Source organism: Arthrobacter sp. fls2-241-R2A-200 (assembly GCF_030209745.1).
Taxonomy (GTDB): Bacteria; Actinomycetota; Actinomycetes; order Actinomycetales; family Micrococcaceae; genus Arthrobacter.
In genome coordinates, this window is the sequence record NZ_JARVRJ010000017.1 from 57,339 (window position 1) to 73,760 (window position 16,422).

Genomic DNA, 16,422 nt, shown 5'->3' on the forward strand with positions numbered 1-16,422 from the left:
ACATCAAGTAGTATTCGGATATGCGCACGCACGAGCTGGTCCTGCAATGGATCGAAAAGCAGATTTCCGACGGCGAGCTCACCTTGGGTGGCCGTTTACCCGGCGAGCGGGCCATGGCTGAGCAACTGCAGGTTTCCCGGACCTCGGTCCGTGAGGCCGTCCGGATCCTGGAGGCCATGGGGGTGGTCCGGGCCGGCGTCGGGTCCGGGAAAGATGCGGGAACGGTAGTGATTGCCGAGCCCGGAACTGCTTTGGGTTCCACCCTGCGCCTCCACGTGGCCACCCGTCATCTGCCGGTAGCGGACATTGTGGAAACCCGCGTGCTCCTCGAATCGTGGGCAGCCAAACGCGCCAAAGCCGGCACGCCTGCGCTTGAGGAGGGCGCCGAGCTCTTGGATGAGATGGATGCAGGCCCGGACGTCGGTACGTTCCTCGCCTTGGACTCACGCTTCCATGTCGCCCTGGCACAAGCGGCGGGAAACGCCGTCGTGAGCGCCATGATGGCCTCACTCCGAGGCGCCATTGAGAATTACGCGGGCGAGCTCACCAGGAACCTGCCCAACTGGGAGGCTACCTCCATGCGGCTAAGGGCCGAGCACCGTGCCATCCTCGCGGCCGTGAACACTGGCGACGGCGCTGGGGCGGCTGAGCTCGTGGCCTCGCACATCACGGGTTTCTATGCCGAAGCTGGAGTTGCCCCCGATCACGCGGAACACTGATCACGCGGGCTTGTAGAAGGCGCCGCGGTGCTTTTCCGGATCTCCATTCGTGGCCGGAACTCGTCCCGGACCGGCTCGGGTGCCTCGCCGGGCTGCTGGATCTGTTCCCGCATCCTGCGCCACGCCAGGCTACCGATTTCGTTGATCGGTACGGCGGCCGTGGTGAGCGGGGGAGTGGTGTACCGGGCGAACGGAATATCGTCGAAGCCCGCCACGGAGATGTCATCCGGAACGCGAAGTCCACGCTCATGCAAGCCACTCAGCAACCCCATGGCCACAAGATCGTTGAAAGCAAGGATTCCGGTGGCGCCGCAGGCAATAACGAGCTCGGTTGAATCATGGCCTGAATCGAAGTTTGAGCCTCCGGGAAGCAGCTGCAGTTCGATCCCCGGGTTCTGCTCCCGGAAAACTTCCAAGCCGGCAAGGCGCTGCCTGTTGGACGCGCTGTGTTCCGGTCCCGCGAGGAATGCCAGTCGCTTATGCCCAAGCGCTACAAGGTGCTGGGCCACGTCCTGGATGCCTTGTTCGTAGTCGACGTTCAGGCTGGGGGTGTTGTCCGCCGTCGTGCGGTTGATGAGCACCAACGGGTGCAGGCTCGGCGCAAGTTCCTCCAACTGGGCGTCGCCCATCCTGGGCGCGCACAGCACCACGCCGTCGCATCGACGCCGGGCCTCGCCGGCCAAGATTGCCTCCTCGCTGGTGACCTCCGAGGAATCGGCGATGAGGACCCGGTATCCGTCTGCCCCCGCAGCAATGCTGAGGCCGCGGAGGATGGCCTGGAAGGTCGGATTGGCAAGGTCCGGGACCACGATGCCGATGGTGTCCGTTTTGCCCAAGGCCAGGCTCCGGCCCACTGGATTGGGCTGATACTTCAGTTCTGCGGCTGCTAGGCGGACCCGCTCAGCGATGCCTGGATCCACCGCGGCATTGCCGTTCATGACGCGGGAGACAGTGGCGTGCGAGACGCCGGCCTTAAGGGCAACATCGGCAATGCCAATGCGTTTGTTGGCGTTGTTACGTGCCATGCCGCCCTCCCCATCTATCGCCGCACCCTGCCGGAGCAGCCTGCCATGAGCCTCGCGGCCCGGAATCGGGCCCGCGCGCACGCCGAGGCGTTGACTGAAAGCTTATAGTGCCTCGGTAAACGATTTCTTGGTTCACTCGAAACTGTCCAGCACCCGGTTGCAGGGCTCGCTTGCCAAGCCCTGCGGAGGACGTAGGATGCCCTCATGCCTCTTTTCGACCTCCCTCTCGAGCAACTCCGTGATTACACTTCCGCGGCAGTACCGCCGGCCGACTTGGACGCTTTCTGGGACGGCACCATCTCAGCGGCCCGGGCATTCCCGCTCGACGCCGTTTTCGAACCCGTGGATAACTACCTCACCGTCATCAACACCTTCGACGTGACTTTCTCCGGCTTCGGCGGCGACCGCATTAAGGGCTGGCTTCACGTCCCCGCGAATTGCGAGCCGGGCCAGCAACTCCCTGTGGTGGTCGAATTCATCGGATACTCCGGCGGGCGGGGCTTGGCCAACCAGAACACCCGATGGGCCCAGGCCGGCTACGCGCATTTCATCATGGACACCCGCGGTCAGGGGTACGGCGGTGTGTCAGGCGATACGCCCGATCCGCACCCTTCGGCGGGCGAGGTCAACTTCGCCGGGCTCATGACCCGGGGTTCGGGGCACCAGGAGGAGTACTACTTCCGCAGGGTCTACGTGGATGCCTTCCGTGCGGTGGAAGCGGCACAGAGCCACGCCGCCGTCGACCCCTCCAAAGTCGTGCTGACCGGGGTGAGCCAAGGTGGCGGGATCACCGTCGCGACCGCTGGGCTGACGGCCGGAAGGCTCGACGGCGTCATCGCCGCACTGCCCGACGTCCCGTTCCTGCAGGATTTCCCGCGAGCAATCGACATCGCCCCGCGTGGTCCGTACCCGGAAATCGCCGGATTCCTCGGCAGGCACCGCGACAAATACGAGCCTATGCTGGCGGTTCTTAACTACTTCGACGGCGTGCATCTGGGCCGGGCGGCCACCGTTCCCGCGCTGTTCTCCGCCGCGCAAATGGACGATATTTGCCCGCCCTCAACGGTCTTTGCCAGCTACAACAGCTACGGCACCGGCTCTTCCGCAAAGGGCAGTGCGCCGGACAAGGACATCGAGGTGTATCGCTTCAACAACCACGAGGGCGGCCAGGAGCACCACTGGATCAAGCAACTCCAGTTCCTGCGCAAACTTTTGTCATCATGACGGACACGATTTGCCCGGTGTGAAGAAGCGCGGTTATGGTGTGGCTATGACTAACCGTTGGTATGCGTATTTTTCGTTGGCTCTGGAGGGGCCCGCGTCTAACTGACACGCATCCAACTTTCCTTCAGAGCCAACAGGGCAGAGATCATTCTCTGCCCTTCGCCATATCCGGCGGGTTCTGAGACGGGACCCGCTCCGCACCGGACAGGACCCAGACATGACCAGCATCGCCGCCGAATCCCCTGAATCGCTCCATTCCACCGAGCCCACAGAGGCAAAGCAGCCCGCCACCTCCAATCTGCGGGTGGCCCGTTTCGAACCGCTTCCGGCACCCCAGGACCTCATCGCCGAGCTGCCGTTGGACGCCTACTCAGCTGCCGTCGTCGACCGTGGCCGCGACCAGGTCCGTGCCATCATGGACGGCGTGGACGATCGCCTCTTGGTAATCGTGGGCCCGTGCTCCATCCATGACCCCAAGGCGGGCCTCGAATACGCCCGCCGGTTGGTCAGCCAAGCGGAGAAGCACAAGGCCGACCTGCTCATCGTGATGCGTACCTACTTCGAGAAGCCCCGCACCACCGTCGGCTGGAAGGGCCTGATCAACGATCCCCACCTGGACGGCAGCCACGACATTGCCGCCGGCTTGCGTGCTGCTCGCGGCTTCCTGAAGCAGGTCACCGCATTGGGCTTGCCCACGGCCACCGAGTTCCTCGAGCCCATCAGCCCGCAATACATGGCGGACCTCGTTTCGTGGGGCGCCATCGGCGCGCGCACCACCGAAAGCCAGATCCACCGCCAGCTCGCCTCCGGCCTTTCCATGCCCATCGGTTTCAAGAACGGTACCGACGGCGACCTCCAAGTGGCCATCGACGCATGCGGTGCATCTGCTGCTGAGCAAGCCTTCTTGGGAATCGACGACGGCGGCCGGGCAGCCCTGGTGGCGACCTCCGGCAACCCTGACACCCATGTGATCCTGCGCGGGGGACGCAAGGGCCCAAACTACTCGCAGGAGGGCGTGGCCGCGGCATCATCCAAGCTGGCGGCCAAGGGACTGAACCCGCGACTGATCGTGGACGCCAGCCATGCCAACAGCGGCAAGAGCCACCACCGGCAGGCCGAAGTTGCCTTGGAAATCGGCGCCCAGCTGGAGGCAGCGGAGACCTCACCGATTGCCGGTGTCATGCTGGAGAGCTTCCTCGTGGGCGGAGCGCAGAACTTGGATACCGCCAAGCAGTTGGCCGGAGAGCAGGAGCTGACGTACGGACAGAGTGTCACGGACGCCTGCATGGAATGGGACGTCACGGCATCGGTGTTGGAGCAGCTCGCAGCCTCGGCCCGGAAGCGTCGGCAGGCTACCGCGGAGTAGGCCTCTGGAGCCCGGTCCGCGCGTCCCGTTTCGTGGGTTCGCTGCGCAAAGTGCCGTGCGCCCGGCCTTCTCCGCAGCGACCCCCCGTTCCGGGGATGCCCTGGTTCCGGAGTCGTGTCCCACTTGTCGGAAATGCTTTCACATTGGCCCCAGCAGCCTCTAGAGTATCTATCACAGGGTTGTTTGATGGCTCAGCATCGGCACACCGTCTAACTGGGGTGTCCTACTGGCTGAGAGCAAAGGAATATGGGAAATGTCCGCGGAGACTAACTTCTCGAATGCGCGTTTCATGACGGTGGCTGAAGTCGCCGACGTTCTTCGCGTTTCCAAAATGACCGTGTATCGATTGGTTCACTCAGGGGAAATGCCCGCCGTCAGGTTCGGCCGCTCCTTCCGTGTTCCGGAGGAAGCAGTTGCACAGTACCTCAAGGGTGCTGTTGTGGACGGGCAATCCGAGACTGCCTGACGCTGCATGTTCCGTCCGGGCTTTGATGCGCGGACTGTGGTCACAGAGTGCCCCGTGAAAGCGGTACCCTGTTAAGGAACGTTTTACGTCAATGTAAGAATCTGTCAGTTGTACTGTCTGCTTCCGCGGATGCGTTCCAACAGACAGGACCTTCTAGCTTGTAAGGAACTTTCGTGGGTTCAGTTATTAAGAAGCGCCGCAAGCGTATGGCCAAGAAGAAGCACCGCAAGCTGCTTCGCAAGACACGCCACCAGCGTCGCAACAAGAAGTAGGGATACTTCATCAAGCGTGAATGCCCGTTGCCTTTCGAGGCGGCGGGCATTTTTGCGCCCACCCGTCATGACAACGAGGGCTAGGGCCGCGGGCCGCGGAACCTTGAGAAGCCCCGCCATAAGCCGTAGATCGCCCCACCGACGGTAGCTGCCTTGAGTCCCAGGGTCGCGGCACGGCGCCCCGCGCGGTAATCGTAGACAGGCCAGTTGTTGTCGCGGGCGTGCCGGCGAAGCTTTCCATCGGGGTTGATAACCACAGGGTGTCCCACCATGGTGAGCAAGGGGATGTCGTTGGCGGAATCGCTGTAAGCCCAGCAATGATCGAGGTCCAGTCCTTCGCGCTCCGCCACTAGTTGTACTGCCACGGCCTTCGCCGGACCATGCAGGATGTCGCCCACGAGCTTACCGGTGTACATCCCATCACTGACTTCGCCCACGGTACCGAGTGCTCCCGTGAGTCCGAGCCTTGTGGCGATGACAGTGGCAACCTCAACCGGAGTGGCTGTCACAAGCCACACCTTCCGGCCCACTCGGAGGTGCTGTTCGGCCAGTGCCTTGGTTCCGGGCCAGATCCGGGATTCGATCATTTCGTCGTACACTTCTTCGCCCAGGGCCTTGATGTCTTCCACCGAGATCCCGGCCGCGAGCGTCAGCGCAGAATCGCGCACGGCATGGACATCTTGCAAGGTCTCGCCGCGCATGACGAACTTGAATTGTTTCCACGCGAAACCGGCTGCCTGGCTGAGTGTGAAGGCTTTGCGCTCGTACATCTTGCGTGCCACGTGGAAAAGGCTCGCGCCCTTCATGAGGGTGTTGTCCACGTCGAAGAAGGCCGCTTCGCCTGTGTGCTTCTGCAGTTGCGCGTCTGCGACCACAGCGGCGTTCTTCTCCTCGGGCATGCCTTGAGTCTAGTCAATTGCCGGGTCCCCGTGCTTCGCCGCACTGGAGCGCGAGCAGTGTGCATGAGATGGGCGTGGAAGAGGGTGGTGGGGATACCGTTGAGGCATGTCCATTCCCGACGTCGTTCTCCTCACCAAAGCTGACTGCCACCTTTGCGCCGAGGCGCGTACCGCCGTCGAGCGTGTCACTGCAGCGCTGGGCGTCCCGTGGGCGGAGCGAAGGATCGACGACGACGCCGGCTTGCAGGAGCAGTACGCGGAGGAGATTCCCGTGGTGTTGGTCGACGGCATCCAGCGCGATTTCTGGAAGATCGACGAACAAAGGTTGGCCCGGACCATCAAGAAGGCCATGGCACGCTGACCCTCCGATACCGGGAGCAGCAGCTTTTGTTCAGTTTCGCCGCGGAGCCATAGAGTGGAACAACGAAGCGATGCAATGGAGAGTACCGTGACTGCTCTGGAACCGTCCCCGGGAGCAGCAACCGAAGGCAACGATCCTGCCAAGAGGCAGATCCCGCCCGCGGCTGTGGCCCGGATGACCCTCTATTTGCGTGCGCTCAATTCCCTGCTGGCTGAAGGTGTGGAACGGGTGTCCTCGGAAGCACTTGCCGAGGCCTCGGGCGTCAGCTCCTCCACCCTCCGCAAGGACCTCTCCTACGCAGGGTCGTACGGAACCCGCGGTGTGGGGTACGAGGTCCAGTACTTAAGCCGTCACATTGCGGCTGCGCTCGGACTGACACACGACTGGAAGGTCGCGATCGTCGGTGCCGGTAACCTCGGAAAAGCCCTGGCCAGGTATGGCGGTTTTGAGTCCCGGGGTTTCGACGTCGTGGCGATCTTCGACGCCGATCCCATGGTCATAGGTAACGAGGTGGGCTGGCTCCGTGTCAGCGATTCCGCCGAGCTCGAACGTGTCCTGGAACGGACCCACACAAACATGGTGGTGCTTGCATTGCCGGCCACGGTTGCCCAGGAAGTGTGCGACCGGGTGATAGCCGCGGGAATCAGGAGTATCCTCAGCTTCGCCCCGGTGCTCCTCCAGGTGCCGCCCCACGTCAACCTGCGCAAGGTGGACATGGCCACGGAGCTGCAGATTCTGGCCTACCACGCACAGCGGGCGCAGACGCCGGGCCAGGCCGTTTAGCCAGAGCCGGGTCTCCGCCCGCGATAGTTCGTTGCTGGATAGTTCGTTGCTGGATGCTTCCTAGTTGCCGTACGGGTTCTGGAACGCGCCACTGAACGGCTTGGCCTTGCGGAAGTACGGTGCCGACGACGGCAGGTACAGCAACACGATGGCGGCGATACCCAAGAGGATCGTGATGGTGGTCAAGCCCAACTGCGCAAGCCCCAGCAGTGAAAGCGCGGCGAGGACCGTGCCCAGGATGCGTGCCCAGTTCTTACCGCGCCGGATCTTGAAGGCAACCAAAGTGTAGAGGCCGATCATGATGATCGAAATGATGACCAGGAAGGTAATCGCCAAGTTGATGAGGTTGCTCACTGTAACCGCGGGATCCTGCGTGCCCTGAGCTTGGATGGCCTGTTCCACCATCGATTGGCCCGCGCTGGAATTGAGCATCACGATGGTGAGCGGTAGCGAAATCAGCGTCAAGAGAGCGCAACCAAGGAGCATCCAGAAGGAGACGTTGACCAGCTGGGGCACGCCCGTTGCGGATGCTGCTGCTTCACTGGGCCAGCTCATCGGTTGGTTGTACATCGGTGCCGTGGGCGGGGAGACCTGGCCGTATTGCGGCGCTGGGGGCGGGGAGGCCTGGCCGTATTGCGGCGCGGCGGGCGGCGGGGAGGCCTGGCCGTATTGCGGCGCGGCGGGCGGCGGGGAAGCCTGGCCGTACTGTGGCGCGGGCGGAGGGGAGACCTGACCGTACTGCGGGGCAGGGGGCGGGGACGCCTGACCGTACTGTGGGGCGCCCGGTGGCTGGGGGTGGTTGGTGTCGCCCGGGTTGGTGGGCGGGAGGGGCGGGTTGCTCATGGCATTCCTTTGCTCGTTCGACTGCTGGTTCGGCCGCCGGGATCAGCAAAACGACCCTGCCCCCAGCGTGGTTCTGATTCCACCGTACCCCCCTGCGCAGAGGGTGTTCGTGATCCCACGCACCTTTTCCGCCGTCGTCGCAAAATCATCATGAAGGCGTACTTCCACGATGAAGGCCGCCGCCGTCCGGGGACGGCCGCGGCCTTGGAATGGTGTTCCGTCGCGAGCTTCCGACGAGGCCCGGGTTCCGCTATGCGTTACCCCGCACTGCCTTGAACCAGAGCTGCGAGTTCGGCAGCCACATCAGGACGACGGCGACCGCACTGACCAGGAATCCGAACCAGTTGCTGCCCAAGCTGCCCGCCCCATAACCGCCAGCGCTGGCAGATCCGATAATCGCAAGCAGCAACGAGACAACAGCCAAGACGGTCAGTGCAAGCCTTGCCCACTCTTTGCCCTCTTTCATCTTCATGGCAAGGACAATTTGGGCAACTGCCACCGCCAGGCTCAGGAGCAAAAGAACGAGGAGGACGGCGGCTAAGCCCGGGATGAACGCAAACGCGGCAATGATCGCGAAGAACCCGATCAGTCCGAACAGGAGTGCCAAGAGGCCCCAAATCACCCAAATGAAGTAGGACACTTTGAGTTCTGTTGGGAGGCCCTGCGTCTTGAACATTCCCGAAAGTCCCCCGGCAGGCAGGACATCGTTGAAGTTGCGGGGACGGTCGGTGGGCATTTCAAAGCGGAAACCGCCTGACTGCCCTTGCTGCCCCGGTGCGGGCTGTCCCGGCGCGGGCTGCGAGTACTGCTGTCCCGGTGCGGGCTGGCCCATTCCGGGCTGCTGCGGAGGCTCGTAGCCCGGCGGTGGCTGGTAACCCGGGGGCGGTTGGTAGCCCTGCGGAGGCTGGTAACCCGCAGGAGGAACATTGCCTGGCTGCGGAGGCTCGGAGCCGGGCTGCTGTGGCTGCGGTGCTTCATCTGGGGTACTCATGGCATCACTGTAGACCGCGGGTTGAGGGTTGCATAGGCAATTTTGAGCCAATTCGCAGGTAACTACAGGCTGTTTGCCGAACAATCAGCAAGTGCTCTTGGGAAATAAGAAACGACGCCCCCACCAGCCGTTGGCTATGCGGGGGCGTCGTCGAAAATGCGGCTGCTTATGCGGCTGCGGGAGCGATGAACGCGAGTTCCAGGTTGATGACTACCTTGTCGCTGACCAGCACGCCACCGGCTTCGAGGACGGCGTTCCAGGTGAGGCCGAAGTCCTTGCGGCTGATGGTGGTTTCGCCGGAGACGCCGGCGCGGGTGTTACCGAAGGGATCGACGGCGACGCCGTTGAATTCGGTTTCGATGGAAACTTCCTTGGTCACACCCTTGATGGTGAGATCGCCCACGAGGTCAAAGCTGTTGCCGTTGGACTTGACGTGGCGGGAAACGAACGTGATTTCCGGGAACTTCTCCACATCGAAGAAGTCCTCGCCCTTGACGTGTCCGTCGCGGTTGACGTCGCCCGAGTCGAAGCTGGCGGTCCGAATGGTCGCGGTGACCTTGGAATCGGTCAGGGTCTCACCGAGTTCCAAGGTTGCTTCGGCATCCTTGAACTGGCCGCGTACCTTGCTGATACCTGCGTGGCGAACGGTGAAGCCGATTTCGCTGTGCGAGGCGTCAAGGGTCCAGGTGCCGGTGGTGACGTCAGCGGGAAGGGTCATCATGGTGTTGCTCCTATGGGTAGTGGTAGGTACTGCTTGCTCGACGCTTGCGATGTTTCCTGTTTACTTGAAAGATCAACCGAGCTTCGTACCCAGTATAAACATGCATATGCATCTTTTATTCCAACTCCACGGAACATTTCGGGAAATTTCTGAGTTCTACTAGATGTAGAAGATTTCGGATCGCCCCGCTTCTTTGAGAAACTGGTAAACATGCCCCAAGCAACTGTCCATCTGCTTCGCCATGGCGAGGTCCACAACCCCGATGGCGTCCTCTATGGCCGGCTGCCGGAATTCCATCTCTCCGAACGCGGCCGGGACATGGCACGGATGCTGGCCGAGCACTTCGTTGCGCGCGCCACCGCAGGCGCCAAGATCTCGTATTTGGCTGCGTCTCCGCTGACGCGCGCCCAAGAGACGGCGATGCCCACGTCCGAGGCACTGGGCCTGGAGATTCATACAGAACCGCGCATCATTGAAGCTGAAAACCACTTTCAGGGACTGCACCCCACCAAAGCCGAGTTCCTCAAACCCAAGCACTGGTGGTATTTCTGGAACCCGCTTCAGCCTTCCTGGGGCGAACCATACAAACAGCAAGCAGCCCGCGTCCTTGCGGCAGTGCAGGACGCCCGGACTGCGGCCATCCACTTGGCTGGAGATGGCGCCGAAGCAATCCTGGTTAGCCACCAGTTGCCTATCTGGGCTACGAGGTTGACCGCGGAGGGGCGCAGTTTGGCCCACGACCCCCGCAAGCGGGAGTGCACGCTCGCGTCCTTGACGTCCCTCGTGTTCGACGACGCCGGCAAGATCATCCGCGTTGACTACAGCCAACCTGCAGCCGTTCTTCTTCCCGGTGCAGCCAGCACCCCGGGAGCATAGCCATGGACAACACGTTTTCGCGCCGCGGTGTCCTGGCCGCCGGGGGAGTCCTACTCACCGGCTTGGCAGTGGGACTTTCGGCCTGCGCGCAGCCGGACTCCTTGGCTGAACAAGCCAAAAAAGGCGACAACAAGAACTACGTCGCCGGCGACGGATCAGTGACCGAGTTCGCCAAGGCCGATCGCACGGCCCCGGTTGCCCTCAAGGGCACCCTCTTCGACGGTACCGCCGTCGAACCCGGGGTGCTCAAAGGCAAAGTCACCGTACTGAACTTCTGGTTCGCAGCGTGTGCTCCCTGCCGTGTGGAAGCGCCACAGCTTGAAGCCCTCCACCAGGAATTCAAGGGCCAAGGCGTCCAGTTCTTCGGTGTCAACCTGAGGGACGAGAAGGCAACGGCGGACGCCTTCGATAAGACTTTCAGCCTCACCTACCCGAGTTTCGATGACAAAGACGGTGCCGTGCTGCTCTCGGTGTCCGGAATCGTCCCTCCGGGTGCAGTGCCCACCACGCTCGTCCTGGACAAGGATGGCAGGGTGGCATCGCGCGTCCTCGGCGGAATCGAAAAGGGCACGCTTAAGGCACTCATCACCTCAGCAGTGGCTGAGTAGGCCCATGAACAGTCCTTTCGCTGAAACGATCCTGAACGGCTCGCTGTTGCTGGCCGTGCCCGTGGCGTTGCTGGCAGGACTTGTCTCGTTCCTTTCACCCTGCGTGCTTCCCCTGGTTCCGGGCTACTTGGGCTACGTCACCGGCCTGACCGGCGTCGACCTTCAGAAGCAGCGGCGAGGCCGCATGTTGGCGGGAATCGGCCTGTTTGTTTTGGGCTTCTCCGTGATCTTCGTTCTCCTCGGCGGTGCCTTCGGGCAGCTCGGAACGTTGCTGACCGGAAGGCAGAACGCGTGGATCACACAGCTGCTGGGTGTGCTGGTGATCGTCATGGGCGTTGTGTTCATGGGCGGTTTCGGCTGGTTGCAGCGGGACGCCAAGATCCACGCGAAGCCCCCGGCAGGCCTGTGGGGCGCTCCACTCCTGGGGTTGACCTTCGGCCTGGGATGGGCGCCCTGCATCGGACCGACGTACTCCGCGGTACAGTTACTGAGCCTGTCCGGTGGTTCGTCCGCCGCCAAAGGCGCCCTGCTCGCCTTCGCATACAGCCTCGGCCTCGGGATCCCGTTCCTGGTGATTGCCTTGGCCGTGCGCCGGGGAATGGGCGTCATGTCCTTCTTCCGCAAACGCCGGCTGGCCATCCAGCGGATCGGCGGAGGCATCTTGATTTTGCTTGGCGTCCTGATGGCCACAGGAGTATGGGGGAGCTGGGTGACCCAGTTGCAGTACTGGTTCCAAACTGATGTGAAGTTGCCGATCTGATGAGCGAGTCTGTGAAAGCCAAGAAGAATTCCACCGCCGGTAACACGCCGGAAGCGGCCGAAGAGACCGGCAGTTCCGCGGTAGATCGAGCCAAGTCTGAGGCCGCCCTGCCCGCGCTCGGTATCAAAGGCATGCTCCGGTGGTCCTGGACCCAGTTGACCAGCATGCGCACGGCGTTGTTCCTGCTGCTGATGCTGGCGGTGGGCGCGGTCCCCGGTTCCCTGTTTCCCCAGCGGGCTGCTAACGCTGCAATCGTTACCCAATACATCAAGGACCGCCCCACCATTGGCCCGATCATGGATGCCGTGCAGCTGTTCGACGTCTACTCTTCAGCGTGGTTCTCGGCAATCTACATCCTGCTCTTCATTTCCTTGATCGGCTGTGTCACTCCCCGGGCGATCGCTCACTACAAGGCGCTGAGGTCCAAGCCGCCGCGGACCCCCAAGCGCCTTTCGCGCCTGCCGGAGTATGGCACCCTGGTGCTGCCCGCCGACGCCGGGATTCCGGCGTCGAAAGCCATCACCGATGCCGCCGGGCTGCTCAAGAAGCGCGGTTACCGCGTGGACATCAGGGACGCCGACGGCGCGCTGCCTTCCGTAGGTGCCGAGCGTGGCCTCATCAAGGAAGTGGGAAACCTGGTTTTCCACACCGCCCTGATCGGGGTGCTTGTCTCGGTGGCTGTGGGTGGGCTCTTTGGATACAGCGGCCAGCGGATCCTGGTGGAAGGTGACACCTTCGTCAACACCTTGGTGGGCTACGACCAGTTCACCCCCGGTTCCAACTTCCAAAGCGGCTGGCTGCAGCCGTACTCCGTTCAGCTGAACAGCTTCCAAGCCACCTTCGATCACGAGACGCCCGGTAAGTTTGGCCAGCCCATCGATTACACGGCTGAGGTGACCACGAAGGAATCACCCGATGCGCCCGCCCAGAAGCAGGTCCTGAAGGTCAACGATCCCCTCTCCTTGGGCGGAACCAACATCTACCTCACAGGCAACGGTTACGCCCCCATGGTCACTGTCCGCGACGGGCAGGGCAACATCGCCCTGCAGGGTCCGGTAGTGGCCAAGGTGCAAGGGGCCAACTACTATTCCTCGGTGGTCATCAAGGTGCCCGACGCCAAGCCCGACCAACTCGGCTTTGTTGGTTTCTTCCTGCCAACGGCCTTCGCCACTCAGGACGGGGTTTCCTTCAGCGGGGATCCGGAACTCCTCAACCCGCAGCTGAACCTGAACTCGTTCTACGGCGATCTGGGCCTGGACAAAGGCGTACCCCAAAACGTGTTCGAGCTGAACGTCGGAAACCTCAAGCCGCTCAACGGCCGTAACCTCCCGAACAAGGCCATCACCCTTACTCCCGGCCACACCGTTACTTTGCCTGACGGCAAGGGCAGTATCACTTTCGACGGCGTCAGGAAGTACGTGGGCCTGGACGTCCACAACAACCCCGGCCAGCTGTATGCGCTGATCTTCGGGTTGCTCGCCGTTGCAGGCCTGGTGACATCCCTGTACGTCAATCGTCGGCGGGTGTGGGTGCGCACCGGAACGCATGAAGATGGCCGCACTATGGTGGAGTACGGACTGCTCGCACGCGGTGAGGACCATCGCCTCGCGGGCGAAGCCGCAGCCTTGCGTGAACTTTTTGCCCGGGAATGGAATGTTGCCGGTGAGCCCGACACCACGAGCCCGGTTAACCCGGACGCCCCGAACGCCGTCTCTTCCTCAACCACGAAGGACCAGTAATGCCTGTCATCAACGAAACCCTGGGCCAGTACAGCGAGCTCTTCATGCTGTTGGCCGCCAGCACGTACACCGTGGCTTTCATCGCGTTCGCCTGGGACCTGGCCAAGAGCAGCAAGGCATTGCGCGCGATCGACCTCAAGGCAGCGGCAACCGCCGAGGCCGAGAGGGTGCCCGTGGCCGCCGGCCGCGCCGCCTTGGCAGGACCCGACGCCGGTGGGCCGGCCGGACGTGCCGAGCGTCCGACGTCGGGCGTCACCGTTGAGGGTGGCACAGCGGCGGGGGACATGAGGTACACCGCCGCGCGCCGCGTCCCCGCCCGTGTGGCAGTCGCGCTGACCGTGTTGGGGGCCCTCATCCACGCAGCGGGTGTACTGACGCGTGCGTTTGGCGCCGGCCGCGTGCCGTGGGGAAACATGTACGAGTTCCTCACCACCGGAGCCTTCGTGGCCATCGCCGTGTTCCTGGTGGTCCTCATCCGGCGTGACCTCCGGTTCCTCGGAACGTTCGTGGTGGGTCTGGCCATCATCATGCTGGTGGCGGCGTCAATTGCTTTCTGGACTCCTGTTGGACACCTTGTTCCGGCTTTGCAGAGTTATTGGCTGATCATCCACGTTTCCATCGCGGTGCTGTCCTCGGCCTTATTCACCTTGACGTTCGCGATGTCAGCGCTTCAGTTGGTGCAGTCGCACCGTCAGAAGAGCCTTGCCGCGGGGCGACCGGACAAGCTTGGCTTCATGCGCTTGGTACCGAACGCGCTGAGCTTGGAGAACCTGTCCTACCGGATCAACGCCGTTGCTTTTGTGGGCTGGACGTTCACGTTGATGTTCGGTGCCATCTGGGCAGAAAAGGCGTGGGGCCGCTTCTGGGGCTGGGACCCCAAGGAAGTATGGACGTTCGTTATCTGGGTTGTGTATGCCGGTTACCTTCACGCCCGTGCAACCCGTGGCTGGACGGGAACCCGGGCCGCATGGTTGTCGATCATCGGCTACGCCTGTGTCATCGTCAACTTCACGCTGGTAAACACGGTCCTCAACGGTTTGCACTCGTACTCGGGGCTGTAGGGCTTACCGCGCTCTAGAACTACGGGCGCTTAATTCAACCCGTCGGTGTCTTGCGGTTCCTGGCCGCGCGCACGCTTCTCCGCGTCCCGTTTGGCTTTGAGTTGCCGCAGGCGCTGCTCTTCGGCTTGGTTGCGGCGGCGGATCTCGAGGTTCCGCAAGAACTCGGGGTCGTCATCGGGCGCTGCGGGGTAGTGGCGGGTGACTTGGGCTTCGGGCTTGCCGTACGGCCGGCCAAAGATGAACCACAGAACCGCGCCAAGCAAGGGGAGCACGATCATGACCACGATCCAGGCGAGCTTGGGAAGACCGCGTGTGGCCCGTTTGTCCGTCCGAATCGCGTCCACCAAGGCGTAGACAAAGAAAACAAGAACGACGACGACGCCAACTACCCGGACCATGCACCAAGTCTAGTCTTCCAAGGCCCATCACTGGGGGCGGATTTTGACGCCATCAGGCTGCTCCCAGTTGAACGGGTAAACTTGCAGGGTGGCTTTCCTGAAGTATTCCCTCATCCGTTTGGCGCTGTTTGTGCCGTTGTTCGTGCTGTTCGCTTTCCTGCAGGTGGGCTTGGTGGCAGCGGCGGTGTTTGCCGGACTGGTGGCCTTCGCCCTCAGCTACCTTTTCTTCCAAAAGCAGCGGGATGCGGCCACCTCCGCAATGCGCGAGCGGCTTTCCGGCCGGGCAAAGCCCCTCCGGACTGCCGGTGAAGTCGAAGATGCGGCGGTTGAAGACAACCTGGTGGAGCAGAACCCCGAAATCGCAGTGAACAACGACAAACGGCCGGGCAACGCCTAAGGCATTACCAGCGAGGCCGCAGGCCTTAGAAGCCGCGGCTCAAGATCAAGCCGATTGAGAAGAGAACGCTGTAACCGAGGTTGATCAGGCCGGTCTGTTTCAGCACCGGGATGAGGCTCTTGCGCTTCTTCCCGTTGATCATGAGCCACGCCGGCAACAGGCAGGCCGGGATCAGCAGCAGCACAATCAGCATCCATGGCTTGGTGGGTGCCAGGACGATCACCAGCAAGATCGCGACGGCGAGCATCAGCACATAGCTTTCGCGGGCGTGCCGGTCTCCCAAGCGCACGGCGAGCGTCCGTTTTCCGGCCGCGGCGTCCGTGGGAATATCCCTGACGTTATTGGCCATCAACAGCGCGCAAGCGATCAGCCCGGTACCGATCGCGCCCACCACGGCGGCGACGCTGATCTGTCCGGCCTGCGTGTACGTGGTGCCAAGGGTGGCCACGAGCCCAAAGAACACGAAGACGAAAACGTCCCCCAGCCCCATGTAGCCGTAGGGGTTCTTGCCGCCGGTGTAACCCCATGCGGCCAGGACGCAGCCGATGCCCACCAGGATCAGCCACCACGATTGGGTAATGATCACCAAGATCAGTCCGCAGATCATCGCCGCCCCGAACAAGCCAAATGCCGCCCACTTCACGTGCTCGGGCTTTGCTGCACCGGAGCCAACCAAGCGCAGGGGCCCAACGCGGTCTTCGTCCGTGCCACGGATTCCGTCCGAATAATCGTTGGCGTAGTTCACGCCCACCTGGAGCAGGAGCGCAACAAGTGCCGCCAGGATCGCGTTCAGTAGCCGGAACGCATGGAGCTCATACGCTGCCGCCGAACCGATCAGGACGGGCGCGATAGCCGCGGGCAGTGTGCGGAGCCGGGCCCCTTGAATCCATTGTGCAGCTGTCGCCACGTGCAG

The 16,422-nt window shown here is 62.6% G+C and carries 20 protein-coding genes; 13 read left to right on the forward strand and 7 right to left on the reverse strand.

Annotation, left to right across the window (positions count from 1 at the left end; all coding sequences use genetic code 11):
* The first annotated feature begins 20 nt into the window (after window positions 1–20).
* Window positions 21–719 (forward strand): FadR/GntR family transcriptional regulator, encoded by a 699-nt coding sequence (locus QRN42_RS16030; RefSeq protein WP_284980134.1) that lies wholly within the window; start codon window positions 21–23, stop codon window positions 717–719.
* Here QRN42_RS16030 and QRN42_RS16035 read toward each other — a convergent pair.
* A complete protein-coding gene (locus tag QRN42_RS16035) occupies window positions 704–1,744 on the reverse strand; it encodes a LacI family DNA-binding transcriptional regulator (RefSeq protein WP_284980135.1) in 1,041 nt (346 codons plus the stop codon). The genes QRN42_RS16030 and QRN42_RS16035 overlap by 16 nt on opposite strands.
* A 204-nt stretch (window positions 1,745–1,948) precedes the next feature.
* Here QRN42_RS16035 and QRN42_RS16040 point away from each other — a divergent pair, with 204 nt between their 5' ends.
* From QRN42_RS16040 to QRN42_RS16055, 4 genes are all read left to right on the forward strand, one after another.
* Window positions 1,949–2,968, forward strand: a complete 1,020-nt coding sequence (locus tag QRN42_RS16040; protein WP_284980136.1) for an acetylxylan esterase — start codon at window positions 1,949–1,951, stop codon at window positions 2,966–2,968.
* A gap of 217 nt (window positions 2,969–3,185) precedes the next feature.
* Window positions 3,186–4,334 carry a 3-deoxy-7-phosphoheptulonate synthase gene (locus QRN42_RS16045; protein WP_284980137.1) on the forward strand — a complete coding sequence of 383 codons (1,149 nt, stop codon included), beginning with the start codon at window positions 3,186–3,188 and terminating at the stop codon, window positions 4,332–4,334.
* A gap of 253 nt (window positions 4,335–4,587) precedes the next feature.
* Window positions 4,588–4,800 carry a helix-turn-helix domain-containing protein gene (locus QRN42_RS16050; RefSeq protein WP_017199160.1) on the forward strand — a complete coding sequence of 71 codons (213 nt, stop codon included), beginning with the start codon at window positions 4,588–4,590 and terminating at the stop codon, window positions 4,798–4,800.
* A 173-nt stretch (window positions 4,801–4,973) separates the two neighbouring features.
* The gene (locus tag QRN42_RS16055; protein WP_003792170.1) at window positions 4,974–5,072 is read left to right on the forward strand and encodes a 30S ribosomal protein bS22; all 99 of its coding nucleotides are present in this window, start codon (window positions 4,974–4,976) and stop codon (window positions 5,070–5,072) included.
* An 80-nt stretch (window positions 5,073–5,152) separates the two neighbouring features.
* Here QRN42_RS16055 and QRN42_RS16060 read toward each other — a convergent pair whose 3' ends face one another.
* Window positions 5,153–5,971 (reverse strand): HAD family hydrolase, encoded by an 819-nt coding sequence (locus QRN42_RS16060; RefSeq protein WP_284980138.1) that lies wholly within the window; start codon window positions 5,969–5,971, stop codon window positions 5,153–5,155.
* A 106-nt stretch (window positions 5,972–6,077) separates the two neighbouring features.
* Here QRN42_RS16060 and QRN42_RS16065 point away from each other — a divergent pair, with 106 nt between their 5' ends.
* Window positions 6,078–6,332: a glutaredoxin family protein gene (locus tag QRN42_RS16065; RefSeq protein ID WP_284980139.1), complete on the forward strand. Its 255-nt coding sequence runs from the start codon at window positions 6,078–6,080 to the stop codon at window positions 6,330–6,332.
* Window positions 6,333–6,407: 75 nt separating this feature from the next.
* On the forward strand, window positions 6,408–7,115 hold the full coding sequence (locus tag QRN42_RS16070) for a redox-sensing transcriptional repressor Rex (protein ID WP_502869521.1): 708 nt from the start codon (window positions 6,408–6,410) through the stop codon (window positions 7,113–7,115).
* A gap of 60 nt (window positions 7,116–7,175) precedes the next feature.
* Here QRN42_RS16070 and QRN42_RS16075 read toward each other — a convergent pair whose 3' ends face one another.
* From QRN42_RS16075 to QRN42_RS16085, 3 genes are all read right to left on the reverse strand, one after another.
* Entirely contained in the window at window positions 7,176–7,958 is a 783-nt protein-coding gene (locus QRN42_RS16075; protein WP_284980141.1) for a hypothetical protein, read from the reverse strand.
* A 250-nt stretch (window positions 7,959–8,208) separates the two neighbouring features.
* A complete protein-coding gene (locus QRN42_RS16080; RefSeq protein ID WP_284980142.1) occupies window positions 8,209–8,949 on the reverse strand; it encodes a hypothetical protein in 741 nt (246 codons plus the stop codon).
* A gap of 166 nt (window positions 8,950–9,115) precedes the next feature.
* On the reverse strand, window positions 9,116–9,667 hold the full coding sequence (locus QRN42_RS16085) for a YceI family protein (protein WP_284980305.1): 552 nt from the start codon (window positions 9,665–9,667) through the stop codon (window positions 9,116–9,118).
* 213 nt (window positions 9,668–9,880) lie between these two features.
* On the opposite strand from QRN42_RS16085, the gene QRN42_RS16090 reads away from it, so the two are divergent.
* From QRN42_RS16090 to ccsB, 5 genes are read left to right on the forward strand one after another with little or no spacing between them, the layout of a single operon-like run.
* Window positions 9,881–10,546 carry a histidine phosphatase family protein gene (locus QRN42_RS16090; protein WP_284980143.1) on the forward strand — a complete coding sequence of 222 codons (666 nt, stop codon included), beginning with the start codon at window positions 9,881–9,883 and terminating at the stop codon, window positions 10,544–10,546.
* Between the two features lie 2 nt (window positions 10,547–10,548).
* The gene (locus QRN42_RS16095) at window positions 10,549–11,154 is read left to right on the forward strand and encodes a TlpA family protein disulfide reductase (RefSeq protein WP_284980144.1); all 606 of its coding nucleotides are present in this window, start codon (window positions 10,549–10,551) and stop codon (window positions 11,152–11,154) included.
* Window positions 11,155–11,158: 4 nt separating this feature from the next.
* Complete coding sequence (locus QRN42_RS16100) at window positions 11,159–11,914, forward strand: cytochrome c biogenesis CcdA family protein (RefSeq protein ID WP_284980145.1); 756 nt, start codon at window positions 11,159–11,161, stop codon at window positions 11,912–11,914.
* Complete coding sequence (resB, locus tag QRN42_RS16105; protein ID WP_284980146.1) at window positions 11,914–13,653, forward strand: cytochrome c biogenesis protein ResB; 1,740 nt, start codon at window positions 11,914–11,916, stop codon at window positions 13,651–13,653. Before QRN42_RS16100 ends, resB begins: the two co-directional genes overlap by 1 nt.
* The gene (ccsB, locus tag QRN42_RS16110; RefSeq protein WP_284980147.1) at window positions 13,653–14,714 is read left to right on the forward strand and encodes a c-type cytochrome biogenesis protein CcsB; all 1,062 of its coding nucleotides are present in this window, start codon (window positions 13,653–13,655) and stop codon (window positions 14,712–14,714) included. Before resB ends, ccsB begins: the two co-directional genes overlap by 1 nt.
* A gap of 29 nt (window positions 14,715–14,743) precedes the next feature.
* Here the strand turns inward: ccsB and QRN42_RS16115 are convergent, their stop codons facing one another.
* Window positions 14,744–15,112 carry a PLD nuclease N-terminal domain-containing protein gene (locus QRN42_RS16115; protein WP_284980148.1) on the reverse strand — a complete coding sequence of 123 codons (369 nt, stop codon included), beginning with the start codon at window positions 15,110–15,112 and terminating at the stop codon, window positions 14,744–14,746.
* An 88-nt stretch (window positions 15,113–15,200) separates the two neighbouring features.
* On the opposite strand from QRN42_RS16115, the gene QRN42_RS16120 reads away from it, so the two are divergent.
* Entirely contained in the window at window positions 15,201–15,509 is a 309-nt protein-coding gene (locus QRN42_RS16120; protein WP_284980149.1) for a DUF4229 domain-containing protein, read from the forward strand.
* A 25-nt stretch (window positions 15,510–15,534) separates the two neighbouring features.
* Here the strand turns inward: QRN42_RS16120 and QRN42_RS16125 are convergent, their stop codons facing one another.
* Complete coding sequence (locus QRN42_RS16125; RefSeq protein WP_284980150.1) at window positions 15,535–16,416, reverse strand: 1,4-dihydroxy-2-naphthoate polyprenyltransferase; 882 nt, start codon at window positions 16,414–16,416, stop codon at window positions 15,535–15,537.
* Window positions 16,417–16,422: the final 6 nt, after the last annotated feature.

Bases quoted from the DNA above. Each gene is read 5' to 3' on its own strand.
- QRN42_RS16030 (WP_284980134.1), top strand. From the start codon at position 21: ATGCGCACGCACGAGCTGGTCCTGCAATGGATCGAAAAGCAGATTTCC.
- QRN42_RS16035 (WP_284980135.1), bottom strand. From the start codon at position 1,744: ATGGCACGTAACAACGCCAACAAACGCATTGGCATTGCCGATGTTGCC.
- QRN42_RS16040 (WP_284980136.1), top strand. From the start codon at position 1,949: ATGCCTCTTTTCGACCTCCCTCTCGAGCAACTCCGTGATTACACTTCC.
- QRN42_RS16045 (WP_284980137.1), top strand. From the start codon at position 3,186: ATGACCAGCATCGCCGCCGAATCCCCTGAATCGCTCCATTCCACCGAG.
- QRN42_RS16050 (WP_017199160.1), top strand. From the start codon at position 4,588: ATGTCCGCGGAGACTAACTTCTCGAATGCGCGTTTCATGACGGTGGCT.
- QRN42_RS16060 (WP_284980138.1), bottom strand. From the start codon at position 5,971: ATGCCCGAGGAGAAGAACGCCGCTGTGGTCGCAGACGCGCAACTGCAG.
- QRN42_RS16065 (WP_284980139.1), top strand. From the start codon at position 6,078: ATGTCCATTCCCGACGTCGTTCTCCTCACCAAAGCTGACTGCCACCTT.
- QRN42_RS16070 (WP_502869521.1), top strand. From the start codon at position 6,408: ATGGAGAGTACCGTGACTGCTCTGGAACCGTCCCCGGGAGCAGCAACC.
- QRN42_RS16075 (WP_284980141.1), bottom strand. From the start codon at position 7,958: ATGAGCAACCCGCCCCTCCCGCCCACCAACCCGGGCGACACCAACCAC.
- QRN42_RS16080 (WP_284980142.1), bottom strand. From the start codon at position 8,949: ATGAGTACCCCAGATGAAGCACCGCAGCCACAGCAGCCCGGCTCCGAG.
- QRN42_RS16085 (WP_284980305.1), bottom strand. From the start codon at position 9,667: ATGACCCTTCCCGCTGACGTCACCACCGGCACCTGGACCCTTGACGCC.
- QRN42_RS16090 (WP_284980143.1), top strand. From the start codon at position 9,881: ATGCCCCAAGCAACTGTCCATCTGCTTCGCCATGGCGAGGTCCACAAC.
- QRN42_RS16095 (WP_284980144.1), top strand. From the start codon at position 10,549: ATGGACAACACGTTTTCGCGCCGCGGTGTCCTGGCCGCCGGGGGAGTC.
- QRN42_RS16100 (WP_284980145.1), top strand. From the start codon at position 11,159: ATGAACAGTCCTTTCGCTGAAACGATCCTGAACGGCTCGCTGTTGCTG.
- resB (WP_284980146.1), top strand. From the start codon at position 11,914: ATGAGCGAGTCTGTGAAAGCCAAGAAGAATTCCACCGCCGGTAACACG.
- ccsB (WP_284980147.1), top strand. From the start codon at position 13,653: ATGCCTGTCATCAACGAAACCCTGGGCCAGTACAGCGAGCTCTTCATG.
- QRN42_RS16115 (WP_284980148.1), bottom strand. From the start codon at position 15,112: ATGGTCCGGGTAGTTGGCGTCGTCGTCGTTCTTGTTTTCTTTGTCTAC.